This window comes from Mesorhizobium sp. M0088 (genome assembly GCF_040322895.1).
Lineage (GTDB): Bacteria > Pseudomonadota > Alphaproteobacteria > Rhizobiales > Rhizobiaceae > Mesorhizobium.
On the sequence record NZ_JAMYUI010000026.1, the window covers coordinates 39,609 to 54,769 of the forward strand.

Annotated in this window: 14 protein-coding genes; 10 read left to right on the forward strand and 4 right to left on the reverse strand. The window is 64.0% G+C overall.

What is annotated here, in order from left to right; all coding sequences use genetic code 11:
- Positions 1-36 precede the first annotated feature (36 nt).
- The 10 genes from NKJ67_RS27090 (at position 37) to NKJ67_RS27135 (ending at position 10,515) form a co-directional block, all read left to right on the forward strand.
- Positions 37-1,257 (forward strand): sugar ABC transporter substrate-binding protein, encoded by a 1,221-nt coding sequence (locus tag NKJ67_RS27090; RefSeq protein ID WP_352584208.1) that lies wholly within the window; start codon positions 37-39, stop codon positions 1,255-1,257.
- 65 nt (positions 1,258-1,322) lie between these two features.
- Entirely contained in the window at positions 1,323-2,612 is a 1,290-nt protein-coding gene (gene hisD, locus NKJ67_RS27095) for a histidinol dehydrogenase (RefSeq protein WP_352584210.1), read from the forward strand.
- 20 nt (positions 2,613-2,632) lie between these two features.
- Complete coding sequence (locus tag NKJ67_RS27100) at positions 2,633-3,673, forward strand: LacI family DNA-binding transcriptional regulator (protein WP_292336016.1); 1,041 nt, start codon at positions 2,633-2,635, stop codon at positions 3,671-3,673.
- On the forward strand, positions 3,666-4,283 hold the full coding sequence (locus tag NKJ67_RS27105) for a hypothetical protein (RefSeq protein WP_352584212.1): 618 nt from the start codon (positions 3,666-3,668) through the stop codon (positions 4,281-4,283). Before NKJ67_RS27100 ends, NKJ67_RS27105 begins: the two co-directional genes overlap by 8 nt.
- On the forward strand, positions 4,255-5,130 hold the full coding sequence (locus NKJ67_RS27110; RefSeq protein WP_352584214.1) for an N-acyl homoserine lactonase family protein: 876 nt from the start codon (positions 4,255-4,257) through the stop codon (positions 5,128-5,130). The genes NKJ67_RS27105 and NKJ67_RS27110 overlap by 29 nt, the downstream gene beginning before the upstream one ends.
- A complete protein-coding gene (locus tag NKJ67_RS27115) occupies positions 5,118-6,068 on the forward strand; it encodes a 3-hydroxyacyl-CoA dehydrogenase (protein ID WP_352584216.1) in 951 nt (316 codons plus the stop codon). Before NKJ67_RS27110 ends, NKJ67_RS27115 begins: the two co-directional genes overlap by 13 nt.
- A 13-nt stretch (positions 6,069-6,081) precedes the next feature.
- Entirely contained in the window at positions 6,082-6,831 is a 750-nt protein-coding gene (locus tag NKJ67_RS27120; protein ID WP_352584218.1) for an SDR family NAD(P)-dependent oxidoreductase, read from the forward strand.
- Between the two features lie 41 nt (positions 6,832-6,872).
- On the forward strand, positions 6,873-7,877 hold the full coding sequence (pdxA, locus tag NKJ67_RS27125) for a 4-hydroxythreonine-4-phosphate dehydrogenase PdxA (protein WP_127271304.1): 1,005 nt from the start codon (positions 6,873-6,875) through the stop codon (positions 7,875-7,877).
- On the forward strand, positions 7,874-8,968 hold the full coding sequence (locus tag NKJ67_RS27130) for a four-carbon acid sugar kinase family protein (RefSeq protein WP_352584221.1): 1,095 nt from the start codon (positions 7,874-7,876) through the stop codon (positions 8,966-8,968). The genes pdxA and NKJ67_RS27130 overlap by 4 nt, the downstream gene beginning before the upstream one ends.
- Before the next feature lie 200 nt (positions 8,969-9,168).
- Positions 9,169-10,515, forward strand: coding sequence for an NAD(P)/FAD-dependent oxidoreductase (locus tag NKJ67_RS27135; protein WP_127318818.1), 1,347 nt, complete (start codon positions 9,169-9,171; stop codon positions 10,513-10,515).
- Positions 10,516-10,571: 56 nt separating this feature from the next.
- Here the strand turns inward: NKJ67_RS27135 and NKJ67_RS27140 are convergent, their stop codons facing one another.
- The 4 genes from NKJ67_RS27140 to NKJ67_RS27155 all read right to left on the reverse strand — a co-directional run bounded on the left by NKJ67_RS27140 (position 10,572) and on the right by NKJ67_RS27155 (position 15,129).
- A complete protein-coding gene (locus tag NKJ67_RS27140; protein WP_352584224.1) occupies positions 10,572-11,840 on the reverse strand; it encodes a D-tagatose-bisphosphate aldolase, class II, non-catalytic subunit in 1,269 nt (422 codons plus the stop codon).
- Positions 11,840-12,826, reverse strand: coding sequence for a tagatose kinase (locus NKJ67_RS27145; protein WP_352584226.1), 987 nt, complete (start codon positions 12,824-12,826; stop codon positions 11,840-11,842). Before NKJ67_RS27145 ends, NKJ67_RS27140 begins: the two co-directional genes overlap by 1 nt.
- A 153-nt stretch (positions 12,827-12,979) precedes the next feature.
- A complete protein-coding gene (locus tag NKJ67_RS27150) occupies positions 12,980-13,609 on the reverse strand; it encodes an HAD family hydrolase (RefSeq protein ID WP_352584228.1) in 630 nt (209 codons plus the stop codon).
- Positions 13,609-15,129 (reverse strand): FGGY-family carbohydrate kinase, encoded by a 1,521-nt coding sequence (locus tag NKJ67_RS27155; protein WP_256746056.1) that lies wholly within the window; start codon positions 15,127-15,129, stop codon positions 13,609-13,611. Before NKJ67_RS27155 ends, NKJ67_RS27150 begins: the two co-directional genes overlap by 1 nt.
- Positions 15,130-15,161 lie beyond the last annotated feature (32 nt).

Genomic DNA, 15,161 nt, shown 5'->3' on the forward strand with positions numbered 1-15,161 from the left:
CTGAAAGGGCCAAATTCCAAAGGGAGGTTGATGGAAATGAAGCTGTTAAGAAGACTGGGACTGGCCGCGTCGCTGACGCTTGCCACAACTGCGGGCGTTGCGACGGTCGTCGACCATGCCGACGCGCAGGACAAGAAGCTCAAGGTCTATCTGTCGCTGAGCTACAGCGGCAATTCCTGGCAGTCGGAGGCCGCGAACATCGTCAAGGCGCTGGCGCAGACGCCGCCTTACGATAAGACCGTGGAGCTGAAGGAGGTCATCTCCGGCACCGATCCGCAGGCGCAGATCTCGGCCTATGAGAGCATGATCCAGGATGGCGCCGACGGCATCATCAGCTTCCCGATCTCGTCGACGGCGCTGAACCGCACCATCCATCGCGGCTGCCAGAAGGGCGTGCTCTTCTTCATGTATGACGCGACGGTGACCGAACCCTGCGCCTACAATGTCAGCTACATCACGGCTGGTTTCGGCGAGAACAGCGCCCAGGCGCTGGTCAACATCCTCGGCGGCAAGGGCAACATCTTCCTGAGCCGTGGCGTTCCGGGCAACTCGGTCGATAAGCGCCACACCGACGGCGCGATGCACATCTTCAACCAGTATCCCGGCATCAAGGTGGTCGCGGAATACTATTCCTACTGGGATGACCGCACCACGCAGCAGGAGACGGCCAAGGCGCTCGCCGCGCATCCGGACGTCGACGGCATCTGGGCCCAGGCCGGCGAATACGGTGCGATCCAAGCCCAGCTCGACAAGGGCAACAAGCTCGTGCCGATGACCGGCGAGAACTCCGACGGCTTTCGCCTCGGCCTTGCCGATCCGAAGATGCAGGGCATGGGTCTCAAAGGCGTCTCGGCCGGCTCGCCGCCCGCCACCTCCGGCTACGCCTTCAAGCTGATGATGGAGATCCTGACCAAGAAGCGCGACCTGAAGCCGATGAACATCGAGTACCCGCTGCCGTGGGTGCCGGCTGATCAGGTCAAGCCTTGCAAGGGCGACACCTTCGCCGACGGCTGCAACGTGTTCCCGTCCGACAAGGTGCCCTCATCCTTCGTCACCGAGGTCTTCAATCCCGAGCTTCTGCCGGAACTGTCGCTACAGTCGGCGCTCGAGGGCAAGCCGACGCCCGGAGCGACCATCCAGCCGCTGCCGGCGGATGTGAAGCAGGCGCCCGACGCGCCCGGCATCAACTGCTCGTCGTGCAAGGCCCCGGCCGACGAATACAAGCTCACCAAGATCGAGGCGACGGTGAAGCCCTGACGACCAGCAATGCGATAGATGGACGGCACCCTGCCGTCCATCCCACCCAAGACAAGGATGAAAACATGCCGACCTTTCTGAAGCGGGGCAGAGATCCCGAGGCTGTCGCCCAGGGCGACGCGGTTGTCCGAACGACCGTCGAGACGATCCTCGCCGATATCGAGAAGCGGGGCGACGCCGCCGTCCGGGAACTGTCGGAGCGTTTCGATAAGTGGTCGCCGCAGAGCTTCCGGCTGACCGACAGCGATATTGAACAGGCCATCTCCAAAGTCTCGGCAAGGGATCTTGAGGACATCCGCTTCGCCCAGGCGCAGGTCCGCAATTTCGCCGAGAAGCAGCGCGCCTGCCTGCAGGATCTCGAGGTGGAAACGCTGCCGGGTGTCGTCCTTGGCCACAAGAACATTCCCGTCGACACGGTCGGCTGCTACGTGCCGGGCGGCAAATATCCGATGGTCGCCTCCGCGCACATGAGCGTGGTGACGGCAAGGGTCGCCGGCGTGAAGAAGATCATCGCCTGCGCGCCGCCGTTCCAAGGCGGGCCGCATCCGGCCATCGTCGCCGCCATGCACATGGGTGGCGCCGACGAGATCTACGTTTTGGGCGGCATCCAGGCCGTTGGCGCCATGGCGCTCGGAACCGAGACCATCGGGCGCGTCGACATGCTTGTCGGTCCGGGCAACGCCTTCGTCGCCGAGGCCAAGCGCCAGCTCTACGGGCGCATCGGGATCGATCTGTTCGCCGGTCCGACCGAAACGCTGTTGATCGCCGACGACAGCGTCGACGGCGAGATCTGCGCGACCGACCTGCTCGGCCAGGCCGAACATGGCCCGACAAGCCCGGCGGTGCTTCTGACCAATTCGCCGAAGCTGGCGCGCGACACCATGGCGGAGATCGAGCGGCAGCTGAAAATCCTGCCGACGGCCGAGATCGCCGCCAAGGCGTGGGCTGACTACGGCGAGGTGATCGTATGCGATTCCTACGAGGAAATGGTTGTGGAAGCCGACCGTATCGCCTCCGAGCACGTGCAGGTGATGACGCGCGATCCCGACTACTTCCTCGGCAACATGCGCAACTACGGTGCGCTGTTTTTGGGGCCGCGCACGAATGTCGCCTATGGCGACAAGGTCATCGGCACCAACCATACGCTGCCGACCAAGAAGGCGGCCCGCTACACTGGCGGTTTGTGGGTTGGCAAGTTCATCAAGACCTGCACCTATCAGCGCGTCCTGACCGACGAAGCGAGCGCCATGATCGGCGAGTACTGTTCGCGCCTGTGTGCCCTGGAGGGTTTCTACGGACATGCCGAGCAGGCCAACATCCGGGTCCGCCGCTACGGAGGTCGCAACGAGGCCTAAGGCAGCGCAACGGAGTTTTCATGTCGGTCATCGCCCGCAACAAGAACAGCAAACCCCGCCTGACCGTGAAGGATCTGGCGCGCGACCTCGGCATGTCTGTTTCGACCGTCTCCAGGGCTTTTCACGCCGATGCGGTGATCGCCAAGGGCACGCGCGACGTGGTGTTGAACCGCGCGAGGGAGATTGGCTATTCGCCAAACCCCTTCGCGCGCAGTCTCATCACCAAGAAGACGCGCATTGTCGGCGTGGTCGTCGCCGACATCAAGAATCCGTTCTACCCGGAAGTCCTCACCCGGCTCACCACCGAGCTGCGCGCCATCGACATGAACGTGATGCTGGTCGCGGCCGACCAGTCGGGCGAGGTCGACCAGGCGCTGCGCCTTCTTCTCAACTACCAGCCCGACCTCGCCATCATCCTCGCGGCAACATTGTCGTCGGAAGCTGCGCAGGAGTGCCGCAACGCCGGCACGCCGGTGATCTTCTTCAACCGGCTGTCGGCCGACGACCACGCTTTCGGCATCTCCTGCGACAACATCCTGGGCGGCCGCAGCATTGCCGACTATCTGGCCGATACTGGCCACCGGCGCCTGGCCTACATCGCCGCGCTGGCGGATGCCTCGACCAATGTTGCCCGTCACCGCGGCTTCAGCGAACGCGCGGTCGAGCGCGGCCTTGCAGCGCCTGCCGTCATCGATGCGGGGCAGTTCAGCTACCACGCCGGCTACGAGGCCGCCCGCAAGCTACGTGATCTCGAAGAGATGCCCGACGGCGTGTTCTGCGCCAACGACATTCTCGCCATAGGCTTTCTCGACGGCGTTCGGGAACTCGGCCTCAACGTGCCGGACGACCTCTCGATCGTCGGCTTCGACGATATCGAAATGGCGCATTGGCCTTCGCACGGGCTGACGACCGTCAAGCAGCCCATCGAAAAGATGTTGGAGGCGACGATTTCGCTGGCCAAGGAACTAGGCACGAATGCTGGCCGGGAGCCGGTCGTGCAGATGATTGCGCCAGGCGCCGTGATCGAGCGCGCGACGACGCGCAGGAGGCATCATGACTGATCTATCCGCAAAGCGCTTCTTCGAACGCGCGGTCAACATTCACCGCTACGACTGCGAGCTGGTTGCAGCGCCGCAGCCGTCGGACGCTGAAAGCGGGCAATTCCAACCAGCCATCGACAAGGACGGGGCGACCGACGAGGCCGTCGTCCGCTACGTGGTCGCCACCCGTCCCATCTATGACGGCCTGCGCCGGCTGATCGGGCAGGTCGCGGGCTTGCTGGTTTTGGCCGAAGCTGGCGGTCGCCGCGATGTGCTCGACCTGCCGGATATCCCGGCGGCCTGTGAACAATGGGCCGAGGTCAAGCAGCGCCTGGGCGCCTTGCAGACGCCGCGCGGTCTGGAGGCCCATTGCGTGCGCCTGGAGACCGCGCACGCGACGCTCGGCGAAGTGCTTGACGAATTCGGCCTGGCCCGGCTGCGGCGCGACTGGCAGCAGCATCTCGACCGGGCAGCGGAGAGGATCAAGCACGCCTATGCCTGGCTGCAGGCGGCGTCGGAGCCGCGCGCCGGGATGACGCCGATCGATTTCAATCATGCCTGCTGCAGTTGTGCACAGCGCTGGCGAAAACAGGGAGGAAACGATGGGTCAATATTCGATCTGGGTGCTTGAGTACAGCTACGTCACCAACTACCACAAGAGCGGCGTGCTCTACGGCGCCCACAATCAGGGTCACGTCAAGCTTCCCTACTGCTATGCGCTGATCAAGGGCAACGGCCACGTCGCCATGGTCGATGTCGGCTACAACAACAAGGACTACGGCAAGCATCTCGGCGACAAGTTCGGCGTCGAGAACTGGCACTCACCCGAGGCCGTCCTCAGCGAGATCGGCCTGTCGCCGCAGGACGTCGACACGGTCTTCGTCACCCACGCCCACTTCGATCATTTCGGCAATGTCGAGGACTTCCCGAAGGCGACCTTCTACATCCAGGAGCGCGAAATCGCGAAATGGGTCTGGGCGATGTCGCTGCCGGACCGCATGCGCTGGATGAACGTCGCCGTCGACCCTGGCGATATCGTACGCGGTGTCGACCTGGCCCGCCAGAAGCGGCTGGTGACGATCGATGGCGCAAAGCAGGACGTGCTGCCGAATGTCGATCTCAATCCCGCCTTCGATAGCCACACCTACGGTTCGATGTGGGTCACCGTACGCAACGGCAACGAAGATACCTGGGTGCTGGCAGGCGATCTCGTCTATGTCTTCGACAATATCGAGGGCTCGGGAGCTGCCGTCGATGTCGAGACGCTCTACGTCCCGGTGGGCCTTGCGGTCGGCAGCCAGACCAATCTCGTGTTGGCGACCGAGGAGATGATGAAGCAGGTGAATTACGCGGCACGGCGCGTCATTCCCATCCACGAAGAGCGGCTGAAGGACCGTTTCCCCTCGCGCATCACCAAGGATGGCCTGCGCATCACTGAAATCTGCCTCGCGGACGGCGAGAAATCGTGGGTGCAGTAATGGAGCAAATCCGCAAGGTGGCCATTGTCGGGGCAGGGCTCGTCGGCCGCGGCTGGGCGATCGTCTTCGCTCGTGCTGGTCATGACGTGACCATCTATGACGGCAGCGACGACATCCGCGTGGCGGTGATTGACAGGATCCGCGCCAGTCTTGCCGACATGCACGAAGCCGGGCTGATCGATGCGATCGATCCTGTCATGCGGCGGTTAAGGGTGGTCGACACGCTCGAGAGTGCGGTTACCGATGCCGACTATATCCAGGAGTCGGTGCTCGAACGGCGCGATGTCAAGCAGGCGGTCTGCCTCGAGATCGATCGGGCCATGCGGCCCGATGCCGTCGTAGGCAGCTCCAGCTCAGGTATTCCTGCCTCGGCGTTTACGGAACAATGTGTAAAACGCGCACGCTTCCTCGTGGTGCATCCGGTGAATCCTCCACATCTGATCCCGTTGGTCGAACTGGTTCCGGCGCCATGGACGGACGCAAACATCGTTCCTTGGCTACGGGAACAAATGGAAGCCGTGGGCCAGGCGGCCATCGTCGTGCGCAAGGAGGTGGAGGGCTTTGTCCTGAACAGGCTCCAGGGTGCGCTGCTCAACGAAGCCTGGGCATTGCTTGAGGAAGGTGTCGCAAGTGCCGCCGACATCGATCTGACGGTGTCGCACGGGCTCGGCTACCGCTGGTCCTTCATGGGACCGTTCGAGACGATCGACCTCAACGCGCCTGGCGGGATTGCCGACTATGCGCGGCGTCTGGGGCCGCTCTACCACGCGATCGCACTGGCAAGGCGCGATCCGGCACCTTGGTCCGAAGCGCTGATCGGCAAGGCCGAAGCCGAACGCCGCGAGAAACTGTCGGCATCCCGCCTCGGTGAACGCAGCACCTGGCGCGACCGCAATCTCATGGCGCTCGTCGCTTATAAGCAACGTACCAGCGTCTGACACGGAGAGGGCCATGGCGGCAATGCTGCAAGACAAGGTTGCCCTGGTGACCGGAGCGACCGGTGGTATCGGCGCGCAGATCGTATCGAGGCTCGCGCAGGAAGGGGCGTCGGTCGTCGTCGGCTACAACAGTTCACGCCAGGCGGCCGAAGCGCTGGTCTCGTCGCTAACGCCCCGCGATCATCTCGTCGCCGAGGCGAGCGTCACCGACAGCGACTGCCTCGCGCGATTGGCCGGCCAGATCGAGGAAAGGTTCGGCCGGCTCGATATCCTGGTCAATTGCGCCGGCATAACCCGTTTCGTATCGCATCCGGACCTCGATGGTCTGGACGACGCGTTGATCGACAGCATCTTCAGCGTCAACGTGCGTGGCGTCATCGCCGCGACGCGGGCAATGCGGCCGCTGCTCGACCGCGCCGCCAGCGGCGTCGTTGTCAATATCTCTTCGATTGCTGGCGTAACCGCCATGGGCAGCAACATCGCCTACTGCGCCTCCAAGGCCGCTGTCGACAACCTAACCAAGTCGCTGGCGCGCGCCCTGGCTCCGAAAATCAGGGTCGTGTCGGTGTCACCGGGCGTCGTCGACACCGATTTCATCAAGGGCCGCGACGAGTCCTGGCGAGATGAACAGGCGAACCGGACGCCGCTCGGGCGATTGGGCACGCCCGACGATGTTGCCGAGGCGGTTCTGGCAGTCGCGACCCATCTTCGCTTCGCGACAGGAGTTGTCATTCCGGTCGACGGCGGGCGGCCCCTGGTATGATTTTTGTCCTGAACGTCCGCACAGCGCTTATGGAGAGCTGAATGACCGCAACCATAGCCATCACCATCGGCGATCCGGCCGGCGTTGGACCCGAGATCGCGCTCAAGGCCGCCCATCATTTCGCGGCGGTCCTTGAGACTGGCACGGTTCGGCTCCGCCTGATCGGGTCACTTGCGGCGCTGGGCGGGACAGCCCGGTCGCTGGCCTTACCATTGCCCGCCGTCGCGAATGCGGATGAACCTCTCGGCATCTGGCCGATCGAGGGTTCCGCCGTTGAGATCGGACAGGTGTCGGCGGAAGGCGGCAGGCAGGCCTATGAGGCCGTGGCCGAGGGTGTGCGGCGTACGATGGCCGGCGAGGCTTCGGCCATCGTCACCGCGCCGCTCAACAAGGAATCGCTGCATCTTGCCGGTTATCGGTTCCCGGGTCATACCGAGCTGCTGGCGGCGCTTACCGGGGCGCGAGACAGCGCGATGATGCTCGCGCACGGTTCTTTTCGCGTCAGCCACGTCACGACCCACATTCCGCTGGAAGATGTGCCGAAGAGGGCGACGGAGCCGCGCATGCGGCGGGTTCTCGACCTGACGATCGAAGCCCTGAATCATCTGGGGATCACGGCGCCTCGCGTTGCGATTGCCGCGCTCAATCCGCACGCCGGGGAGGGCGGTATTTTCGGGACCCACGACATCCGCATTACCCAGCCGATTGTCGCCGACTACAGGGCGCGCGGCCACGACGTCCATGGTCCCGTTCCGGGCGATACCGTCTTCGTGAAAATGCGCGGCGGCGCCTATGACGCGGTCGTGGCCATGTACCACGATCAAGGCCATATTCCGGTGAAGCTGCTTGGCTTCCAGATCGACCCGCAGACCGGTGAATGGCTTGGCCTGAGCGGCGTCAACATCACGCTCGGCCTGCCGATCGCGCGGACCTCCGTCGACCACGGGACCGCTTTCGACATCGCCGGCCGCGGGATCGCCCGCGAAAGCAGCCTCATAGAGGCGATCGACTACGCCTTGTCGCTGACCACGGAGAACGCTGCGTGAACCGTAGCCCCGACGGGCGCGAGCTTGGCAAGCCGGATGTCCTGATCGTCGCGGACGACATCACCGGTGCGCTCGACACGGCCGGCTATTTCGCGAGTTCAGAAAAACCGGTGAAGGTCTGGCTCGACGTGCCGCCGGGCCTCTCCGGCTGCAACGCCATTGATCTCGACAGCCGGGACTTAGGGGAACGAGCGGCATACGATCGTGTCACAGGCGTTTTTGCCGATCGCAAAGCCGGCGCACGGTCGCTGTCGTTCAAGAAAATCGATAGCGTCATGCGTGGACACCCTGTCGCAGAGTCGGTTGCGGCCTTTCGCGCCGGACGGTTTAGGCGTGCCCTTTTCGCCCCTGCTTTTCCGGCGTTGGGCCGGGCAACAGTCAACGGCCGGCAGCACGTAGTATCGCAGGATGGGATAACACCCGTCGGCCCGGCACTTGTCGATGCATTATTGGGCCACGGGGTTCCGGCTGCCATGATCGGCGAGGCCTGCGCAAGCGAGGGATTTTTTGTCGCCGATGCGTCAAGCGATGCCGAGCTTGCCGCGGCGATTGCAGCCTTTGGAGTGGATAGCGAGGATCTTTATGTCGGCTCAGGTGGATTGGCCTCCATGCTCGCTGGAAGTCGGACGGCCCACCTTCGGCCACAGGCACTCGATCTCGCCATCTGCGGCACGAACCATCCGGTTGCTTTGCGCCAGGTCGCGGCGGTCAGCGGGCTGAAGACCGTCGTGATGGACGGCTCTAGTCCCATGTCTCTCGAACCACCGTTTGTTTTGCTCGCGCCCTCCCACGCTGCTTCGGAATCCCAGGCGCGCCTTGCCATCGAGCGATCGCTCATCCAGCTTGTGGCCAGGCTGCCGACGCCGCGTTCTGTCTTGGTGACAGGCGGGTCGACGCTGCGGCTGCTGGCAGGCATCTGCGGAGCCAGCCATTTCTTGTGCGAGGGACTCTACGAGCCCGGCGTGGCGGTCAGCAGGATGGTGTCGGCCACATGGAATGGCGCTGTCATCGTCTCCAAGTCAGGCGGGTTCGGGAGCGACGATCTTCTCGCTCACTTGGTATTTCCAGATAGACGAAATCGTCTACCGTAGGGCGCGTCAGGTCCGTTCGCTTTTACGATGCCGTTTCGACCTTTGCCGCCCGCGTCGCGACAGGCGGCCTTGAAGCACTAGCTGACGATCAATCTCCTCGCGTGGTATCGACATTTCACGGCGGCCAGATATCGCTGCCCAGATATCGCTGCCAGCGTGGACCGGATGTCGCCGCAGCATACCAAGAAGGACGGTGCTCTTTGACAATCTTCCCCTTCACCGAAGCCACCTCGATCCAGTTCCAGCATCCCCTGCCGAAGACTTCGGACGTCGTGATCATCGGCGGCGGGGTCATTGGCGTGAGCACGGCACTGTTCCTGGCGCGACGGAACGTCTCGGTGACGCTGCTGGAAAAGGGCCGCATCGCCGCCGAGCAATCCTCGCGCAATTGGGGCTGGATCCGGCAGCAGGGCCGCGATGCCGACGAACTGCCGATCGTCATCGAAGCGCAGCGCCTCTGGCGGCAACTGGCGCAGGAATGTGGCGAGGACATAGGACTGAAGCAGACGGGCGTTACCTATCTTGCGCGGACAGACAAGGAGATGGCCGGTTTCGCGAAGTTTCTCGAGATTGCCCAGGCTCATGGCGTCGACACGCGTCTCCTCGACCAAGGTGAGTTGGCAAGCCTGATCCCTGCCATGTCGCGACCGTTCAAAGGGGCAATGATCACACCATCGGACATGCGGGCGGAACCTTGGGTCGCGGTGCCCGCGCTTGCTCGCCTGGCGGCCCGCGAAGGTGTGACGATCATCGAGAATTGCGCGGCACGTATGCTCGACATCTCCGCGGGACGCATCAGTGGCGTCTGGACCGAGAAAGGGCACATCGCGACCTCGAGCGTCGTCGTCGCCAGCGGCGCGTGGACGTCGCTCTTTCTGCGCGCCCACGGCATCTCGATTCCGCAGCTCAGCGTCAGGGCGACCGTCGCCGCGACAGCACCGATGCCGGAAATCCACACCGGTGCCGCCGCGGATGAATGCATCGCTTTCCGGCGCAGGCAGGATGGCGGGTATACGCTCGCATCGGGAGGCAGTAGCCAACTCTACATAGGGCCGGACGCATTTCGCCATGCGGGCAAATATTTCAGCGCCCTGATGGCCAATCCCTTCGGCACGCGCTACCTGCCGGCCGCGCCGCGAGGATACCCGGATGGCTGGTCGACGCCGCGCAGATGGAACGCGGATGAAGAAAGCCCTTTCGAACGGATGCGGGTCCTCAATCCCGCTCCCGAGACGTCGGCGCTTCGCGCCATCGACCGCGGGTTCAGGGAGCTTTTCCCTCAGTTCACGACTGTGCCGATCAAGGCGAGCTGGGCGGGCATGATCGATGCGATGCCTGATGTCGTGCCCATCGTCGATCGCGCCGCTGCGATCCCAGGTCTCGTCATAGCGACCGGGATGAGTGGTCACGGCTTCGGCATCGGACCCGGCATTGGCCGTGTGCTGTCCGACCTCGTCCAAGGCAACGAGACCGGGCACAATCTCTACAGGTTCCGTCAATCCCGTTTCAGCGACGGCAGTCCGATCCGATTGGGGCCATCGCTGTAAGCGTTCCTGCCGCCCGCCAGCCCATCCGCTCTGGCCTTGAACAACCGGCGAAGGGTTCAGGTGCCGCATGCCCCGGCGTAGGCCTCGATGCTCCGCCGGACGTGACCGATCGCGATCTCCTCGACGTCGCAGGCGCGGTCAGCCCATGTGACTGCAGAAGGCAGGTGCTGGAGAAACAGCGTCACCGGCACCTTGCGGCCGTTCAACGTATCGAAGAGACGGTTGCAGGCGGCACGGGCTTGCGGGATCGCCCAATAATATCGGATGCGATCGGAATAGGAGTAGTGGCGCAGCGTCCGCTTGTCGGCATCGCTTCCATGATAGTGGCTTGCCCAATTCTTGGGGGTGGCTTGCATCTGCTCTTCCATGGCGTGGTAAAGTGGCCGCTCGCCATAGCCAGGCACCAGGTCGGAAGCGATCAGGTCGAGCGCGTACAGCGCCTCGCGCAGTTTGAAGGTCAGCTCGGGGCCGACCTTGAGGATGGCGAAGCCGTCCTCGACGAGTTCACGCAGCGGCCTCTCGCCCTGATAGTCCGTCGAATGAGCTTCGAAAATGAGCGACGGCAATGTGCTCAGAGTTGCCGCCAGGTCGCTGGCCTTGGTCCGATCGTAGAAAATCACATTCTGGTTGCCGAACTCCACGCCCGGCTGCACGACAAGCCCGATGACGCGGGAAAATGCGCTTTCAAGCCCGGCGGTTTGGAATGCCTGGGCGTGAATGGCATGTGTCTGGCGAGCCGCCTCCGGACTGGTCGGGGTGATCGCATCCAAAGCGTGATCGGCGCCGCCGGGCGGCGGCACTTCCGTGCCGATGATGTAGACCGGGTTGGCCCCGCCGCTCTGCGCTGCCGCCTGCTCCGCGACGCCCGCCAGCCTGGCCGCGCGCCCGGCCACCGTGTGGTCGTCGAGCGCCGCCGGTTCACCCGCGCAGCCCATCGAGGCATCGAGGTGGATCTTGCGGAAGCCGGCGCGGACATAGGCATCGATCATCGTCCCGGCCTGCGCCATCGCCTCCTCGGCGGGCCGGTCTCTCCAGGGATTGGGGCCGAGATGATCCCCGCCAAGCACGATCAGCTCTTGCGGGCACTGCTCGGCTGCCGCGAGCGCTTCCACCATCGCCGCGAAATCGGCCGGCGTCATGCCCGTATAACCACCCAGATGATTGACCTGATTACACGTCGCCTCGATTAGGACGGTGGTGCCGGTTTCCCGCCCGTGGCGCAGTGCGGCTTTCAGCACCAGCGGGTGCGCCGAGCACACCGAGGTCACCCCGATTTTCTTCCCGTCCCTGTGCAGGTCCGGCAAATCGTCGATCGCCACACGCATCAATTTCTTCTCGCCGTTCTTGCCATGAAATCTTCCAGCTCGGCCGGCGTGCCGGCTCCCTCCATGGGACCGAGGCGTGTGACGTTGCGCGCCCCTGCCGCGTTGGCGAATTCGAGCGCCGTCTGCAGCGCCATCCCCAGCCGCCGGCATGCGACATAGGCTCCCCCGAAACAGTCGCCGGCGCCGGTGGGGTCCGTTTCCTCGACGATGAGGCCGGGGCAATCGGCGCGGGCTCCGGTGCTTTGACGGGCTGACGCGCCATGTTCGCCGCGCTTCACGGCGATCTCCTTGACCCCTCGTCTGAACAGCGCCTCAATCGCGCGTTCCTCCCCGTCCGTGCCGGCGGCCAGGAACAATTCATTGCCCGACGGCAGCAGCAGGTCCGCTTCGTCCACCAGACCGGCGAATTTCTCCTCGGTCTGGCCGTGCGCCAGCAATTCCTTGCGCAGGTTCGGATCGAGCGACATCGTGCCGCCGCGTGCCTTGATCAGCGGGATCGCGCGTTCGGTGATCGCCCAGGCTGCGGGACTTGCGAACACCGTTCCCATGACATGGATATGCCCGCAACGCGCGATCAGCGCCTCGACCTGCGGGCTCCATTCCAGTCGGGCGGCGGCGGATTTGGCGATGTTGTAGACGAAATCGCGACTTCCGTCCGTGCGGTAGCGAACAAAGGCGCTGCCCGTCGGATAATCCGAGGAAACTGCGATGGCGGAGATGTCTACGCCGTCTCGCTTCAGGCGCTCCATGTTGACCACGCCGAAATCGTCGTCGCCGACCACGCCCACCATTGCCGCCGCTCCGCCCATACGCGCGCATTGATCGATGAAGATGGCGGGCGCGCCGCTCGGAAAGGGGCCAATGAAGTCGATCGGTTCCCGGAAACCGGTGCCCGTCTGCCTCGCGACGATCTCCACCAGGATTTCTCCAATCGTCAGGGTTGGCCCGAGCGTGTCCGGTGCAAGCGTTTGGGGGAGGTCGTTCATCAAGCGTCCAATCCTGGGTGTGGTGTCGTTTGCGGTTTCACGACGCCGAGGCGCAAGAGGATTCCTACCGGATCGATGTGAATCGATCAGCTGCCATCACGCTACGAACCTGCATGCATGGTCAAGCGCACACTTGGAACGACGCGCAAACCCTCAGCCGGGAAACAGGTCCAGGATCGACGACAGACGGTTGGTACTGAGATCGACGTCGTCGAGCAGGACGCCGCTGGGGAGATAGCCAACCACGAACAGACCAGCGGCCCGTGCGGCCCTGGTACCGGTGCGGCTGTCTTCCACGGCCACCACCGACCCTGGAGCTACGGCGAGCTGCCGGCAGGCCTCGCGATAGGGCGTGGGGTCGGGCTTGCCGGCCGACACGTCGTCGAGGCTGATTGTGAGACTCATATGGTCGAGCACGCCGAGCGCATCGAGATTGGCATTGACGACTTGCCGGCCGGAATTCGAGACGCAGACCTGCGGGACGCCGCGGTCAGCCAGGGTCCGAATCGTCTCGACCGCCTCGGGGATCGGGACGGCGTTCGCCCGGTTCGCGACGTAGTGGGCATTGATAGCGGCGAGCCACTCCGCCTGGTCGAGCCCGACCGGGAGACGCGCACGCAGCGTTGTCCAGACGTCACCCATATGGATGCCGCGAAAGGCTTGGTCGGGCAGGTCGTCAAGATCGACGTTCCAGTTGCGGCAGCCGGCGAGGAGGGATTGATGATGCAACGGCTCGCTGTCGATCAGCGTTCCGTCGATGTCCCAGGCGACGGCGCGATACATCACGATGACGATCCCGCTCTGGTCGCGCCAGGAGCCGACAGGCGCGCATAAAGATCGCGATAGCGGCGATAGCCGTCGCGGTAGATATCAGCTTTGCGCGGGTCGGGATCGAGCCGGTCGGCGAAGCTGACGAAACCGGAAACGCCCGACCAGTCGTCGGTCAGGCCGACGCCGATCGCCGCCGTCCAGGCAGCGCCGATACAAGAGCCGGGGTGCCCGGTCAGGCGTTGGACCGGCTTTTGCAGGACATCCGCGACAATCTGCATCCAGACCTTGCTGCTTGAGCCGCCGTCGGAGGCGAGATAGCGCTCGGTCCGGTGGCCCATGTCGTTGAGCACCTCGATATGATGCGCGATGGCGAAGGCATAGGCCTCGAGCAAAGCGCGCCAGACATGGCCGATATCGTGCGACAGCGTCAGCCCATCGATCACGCCACGAGCCGCTGGATCATGGATCGGCGTCTTCTCGCCGAGGAAGTAGGGCAGGACGGTGAGGCCGTCGGCACCGGCGGGACGCTCTGCCGCCAGCGCATCGAGCCGCTGGTGTACCGAAATACCATCGGCCTGTGCCGCGGCCATCTCGCCGCCGGCGAAATTGCGTACGAACCAGTTGAGGCCCGAGCCGCCGGTCGACATGCAGCCATTGGGCATGAACAGGCCCGGCACCAGATGGTAATCGAGATACATGCGGGGATCTGGCTTGATCTGATCGGTGGCGATCAGGATATCGACCGAGCCGCCGAATTTCAGGAGGACATCGCCTGCTGTGGCAACTCCGGCGCCGAGCGCGGAAGCGATCATGTCGGCCGCACCACCGACGACAGGTGTTCCCGCCATCAGGCCGGTCTCATCCGCGGTCTTCGCCGAGACGGAACCGAGGATCTCATGCGAGGCGATCTTTCGTGGCACGGCCGAGCGCGGTATGTGGGCGAGCGCCACCAGGTCGTCGTCGATCCGGTGCGTCGAAACATCGACGAAGCCGGCCTCCAGCGCCCAGTTCTGCTCAACCGCACGTTCGCCGGTGAGGCGCCAGTTGATATAGTCATAGGAGCCGAAAACGGTGGCGATGCGGCTGAACACCTCCGGCTCGTGACGCTCTATCCAGCGCAGCTTTGCGGTGACCAGCTGTTGGTTGATGCCGTTGCCGGCCTTGGCGATGAAAGCCGCCTCATCGCATTCGGTCCGCAGTTCGGCAACTTCGGCGCCACAGCGGCCGTCGCTCTGCTGGATGCTCAGTCGCAGCACCTCGCCCTGGTCGTCCAGAAGAACGACCGCCGGCAGCATGCCGGTGGTGCCGATCGCCACGATCTCTTCGGCCTTGATGCCGCTGGTCCTCAGCAGCTCCTGCACGATGTCGCGGACATTGGTCCACCATTGCGCGGGATCTTCCTCGGCCCAGCCCGCATGCTCGGAATGCAGCGTGACGGGGCGCGAGGCGAGGCCCAGCACCTGATCGGGAAGCCGGATCAGAATGCCGATCGTCGAGGTGGTGCCTATATCGAGACCGAGAACGAACGCCATGTCGAATCCATTGAAATGCCGGGAAGGGCAGG

What these genes read in the sequence shown, in the direction of transcription:
- NKJ67_RS27090 (WP_352584208.1), top strand. Translation starts at nt 37, where the DNA reads ATGAAGCTGTTAAGAAGACTGGGACTGGCCGCGTCGCTGACGCTTGCC.
- hisD (WP_352584210.1), top strand. Translation starts at nt 1,323, where the DNA reads ATGCCGACCTTTCTGAAGCGGGGCAGAGATCCCGAGGCTGTCGCCCAG.
- NKJ67_RS27100 (WP_292336016.1), top strand. Translation starts at nt 2,633, where the DNA reads ATGTCGGTCATCGCCCGCAACAAGAACAGCAAACCCCGCCTGACCGTG.
- NKJ67_RS27105 (WP_352584212.1), top strand. Translation starts at nt 3,666, where the DNA reads ATGACTGATCTATCCGCAAAGCGCTTCTTCGAACGCGCGGTCAACATT.
- NKJ67_RS27110 (WP_352584214.1), top strand. Translation starts at nt 4,255, where the DNA reads ATGGGTCAATATTCGATCTGGGTGCTTGAGTACAGCTACGTCACCAAC.
- NKJ67_RS27120 (WP_352584218.1), top strand. Translation starts at nt 6,082, where the DNA reads ATGGCGGCAATGCTGCAAGACAAGGTTGCCCTGGTGACCGGAGCGACC.
- pdxA (WP_127271304.1), top strand. Translation starts at nt 6,873, where the DNA reads ATGACCGCAACCATAGCCATCACCATCGGCGATCCGGCCGGCGTTGGA.
- NKJ67_RS27140 (WP_352584224.1), bottom strand. Translation starts at nt 11,840, where the DNA reads ATGCGTGTGGCGATCGACGATTTGCCGGACCTGCACAGGGACGGGAAG.
- NKJ67_RS27145 (WP_352584226.1), bottom strand. Translation starts at nt 12,826, where the DNA reads ATGAACGACCTCCCCCAAACGCTTGCACCGGACACGCTCGGGCCAACC.
- NKJ67_RS27150 (WP_352584228.1), bottom strand. Translation starts at nt 13,609, where the DNA reads ATGTATCGCGCCGTCGCCTGGGACATCGACGGAACGCTGATCGACAGC.
- NKJ67_RS27155 (WP_256746056.1), bottom strand. Translation starts at nt 15,129, where the DNA reads ATGGCGTTCGTTCTCGGTCTCGATATAGGCACCACCTCGACGATCGGC.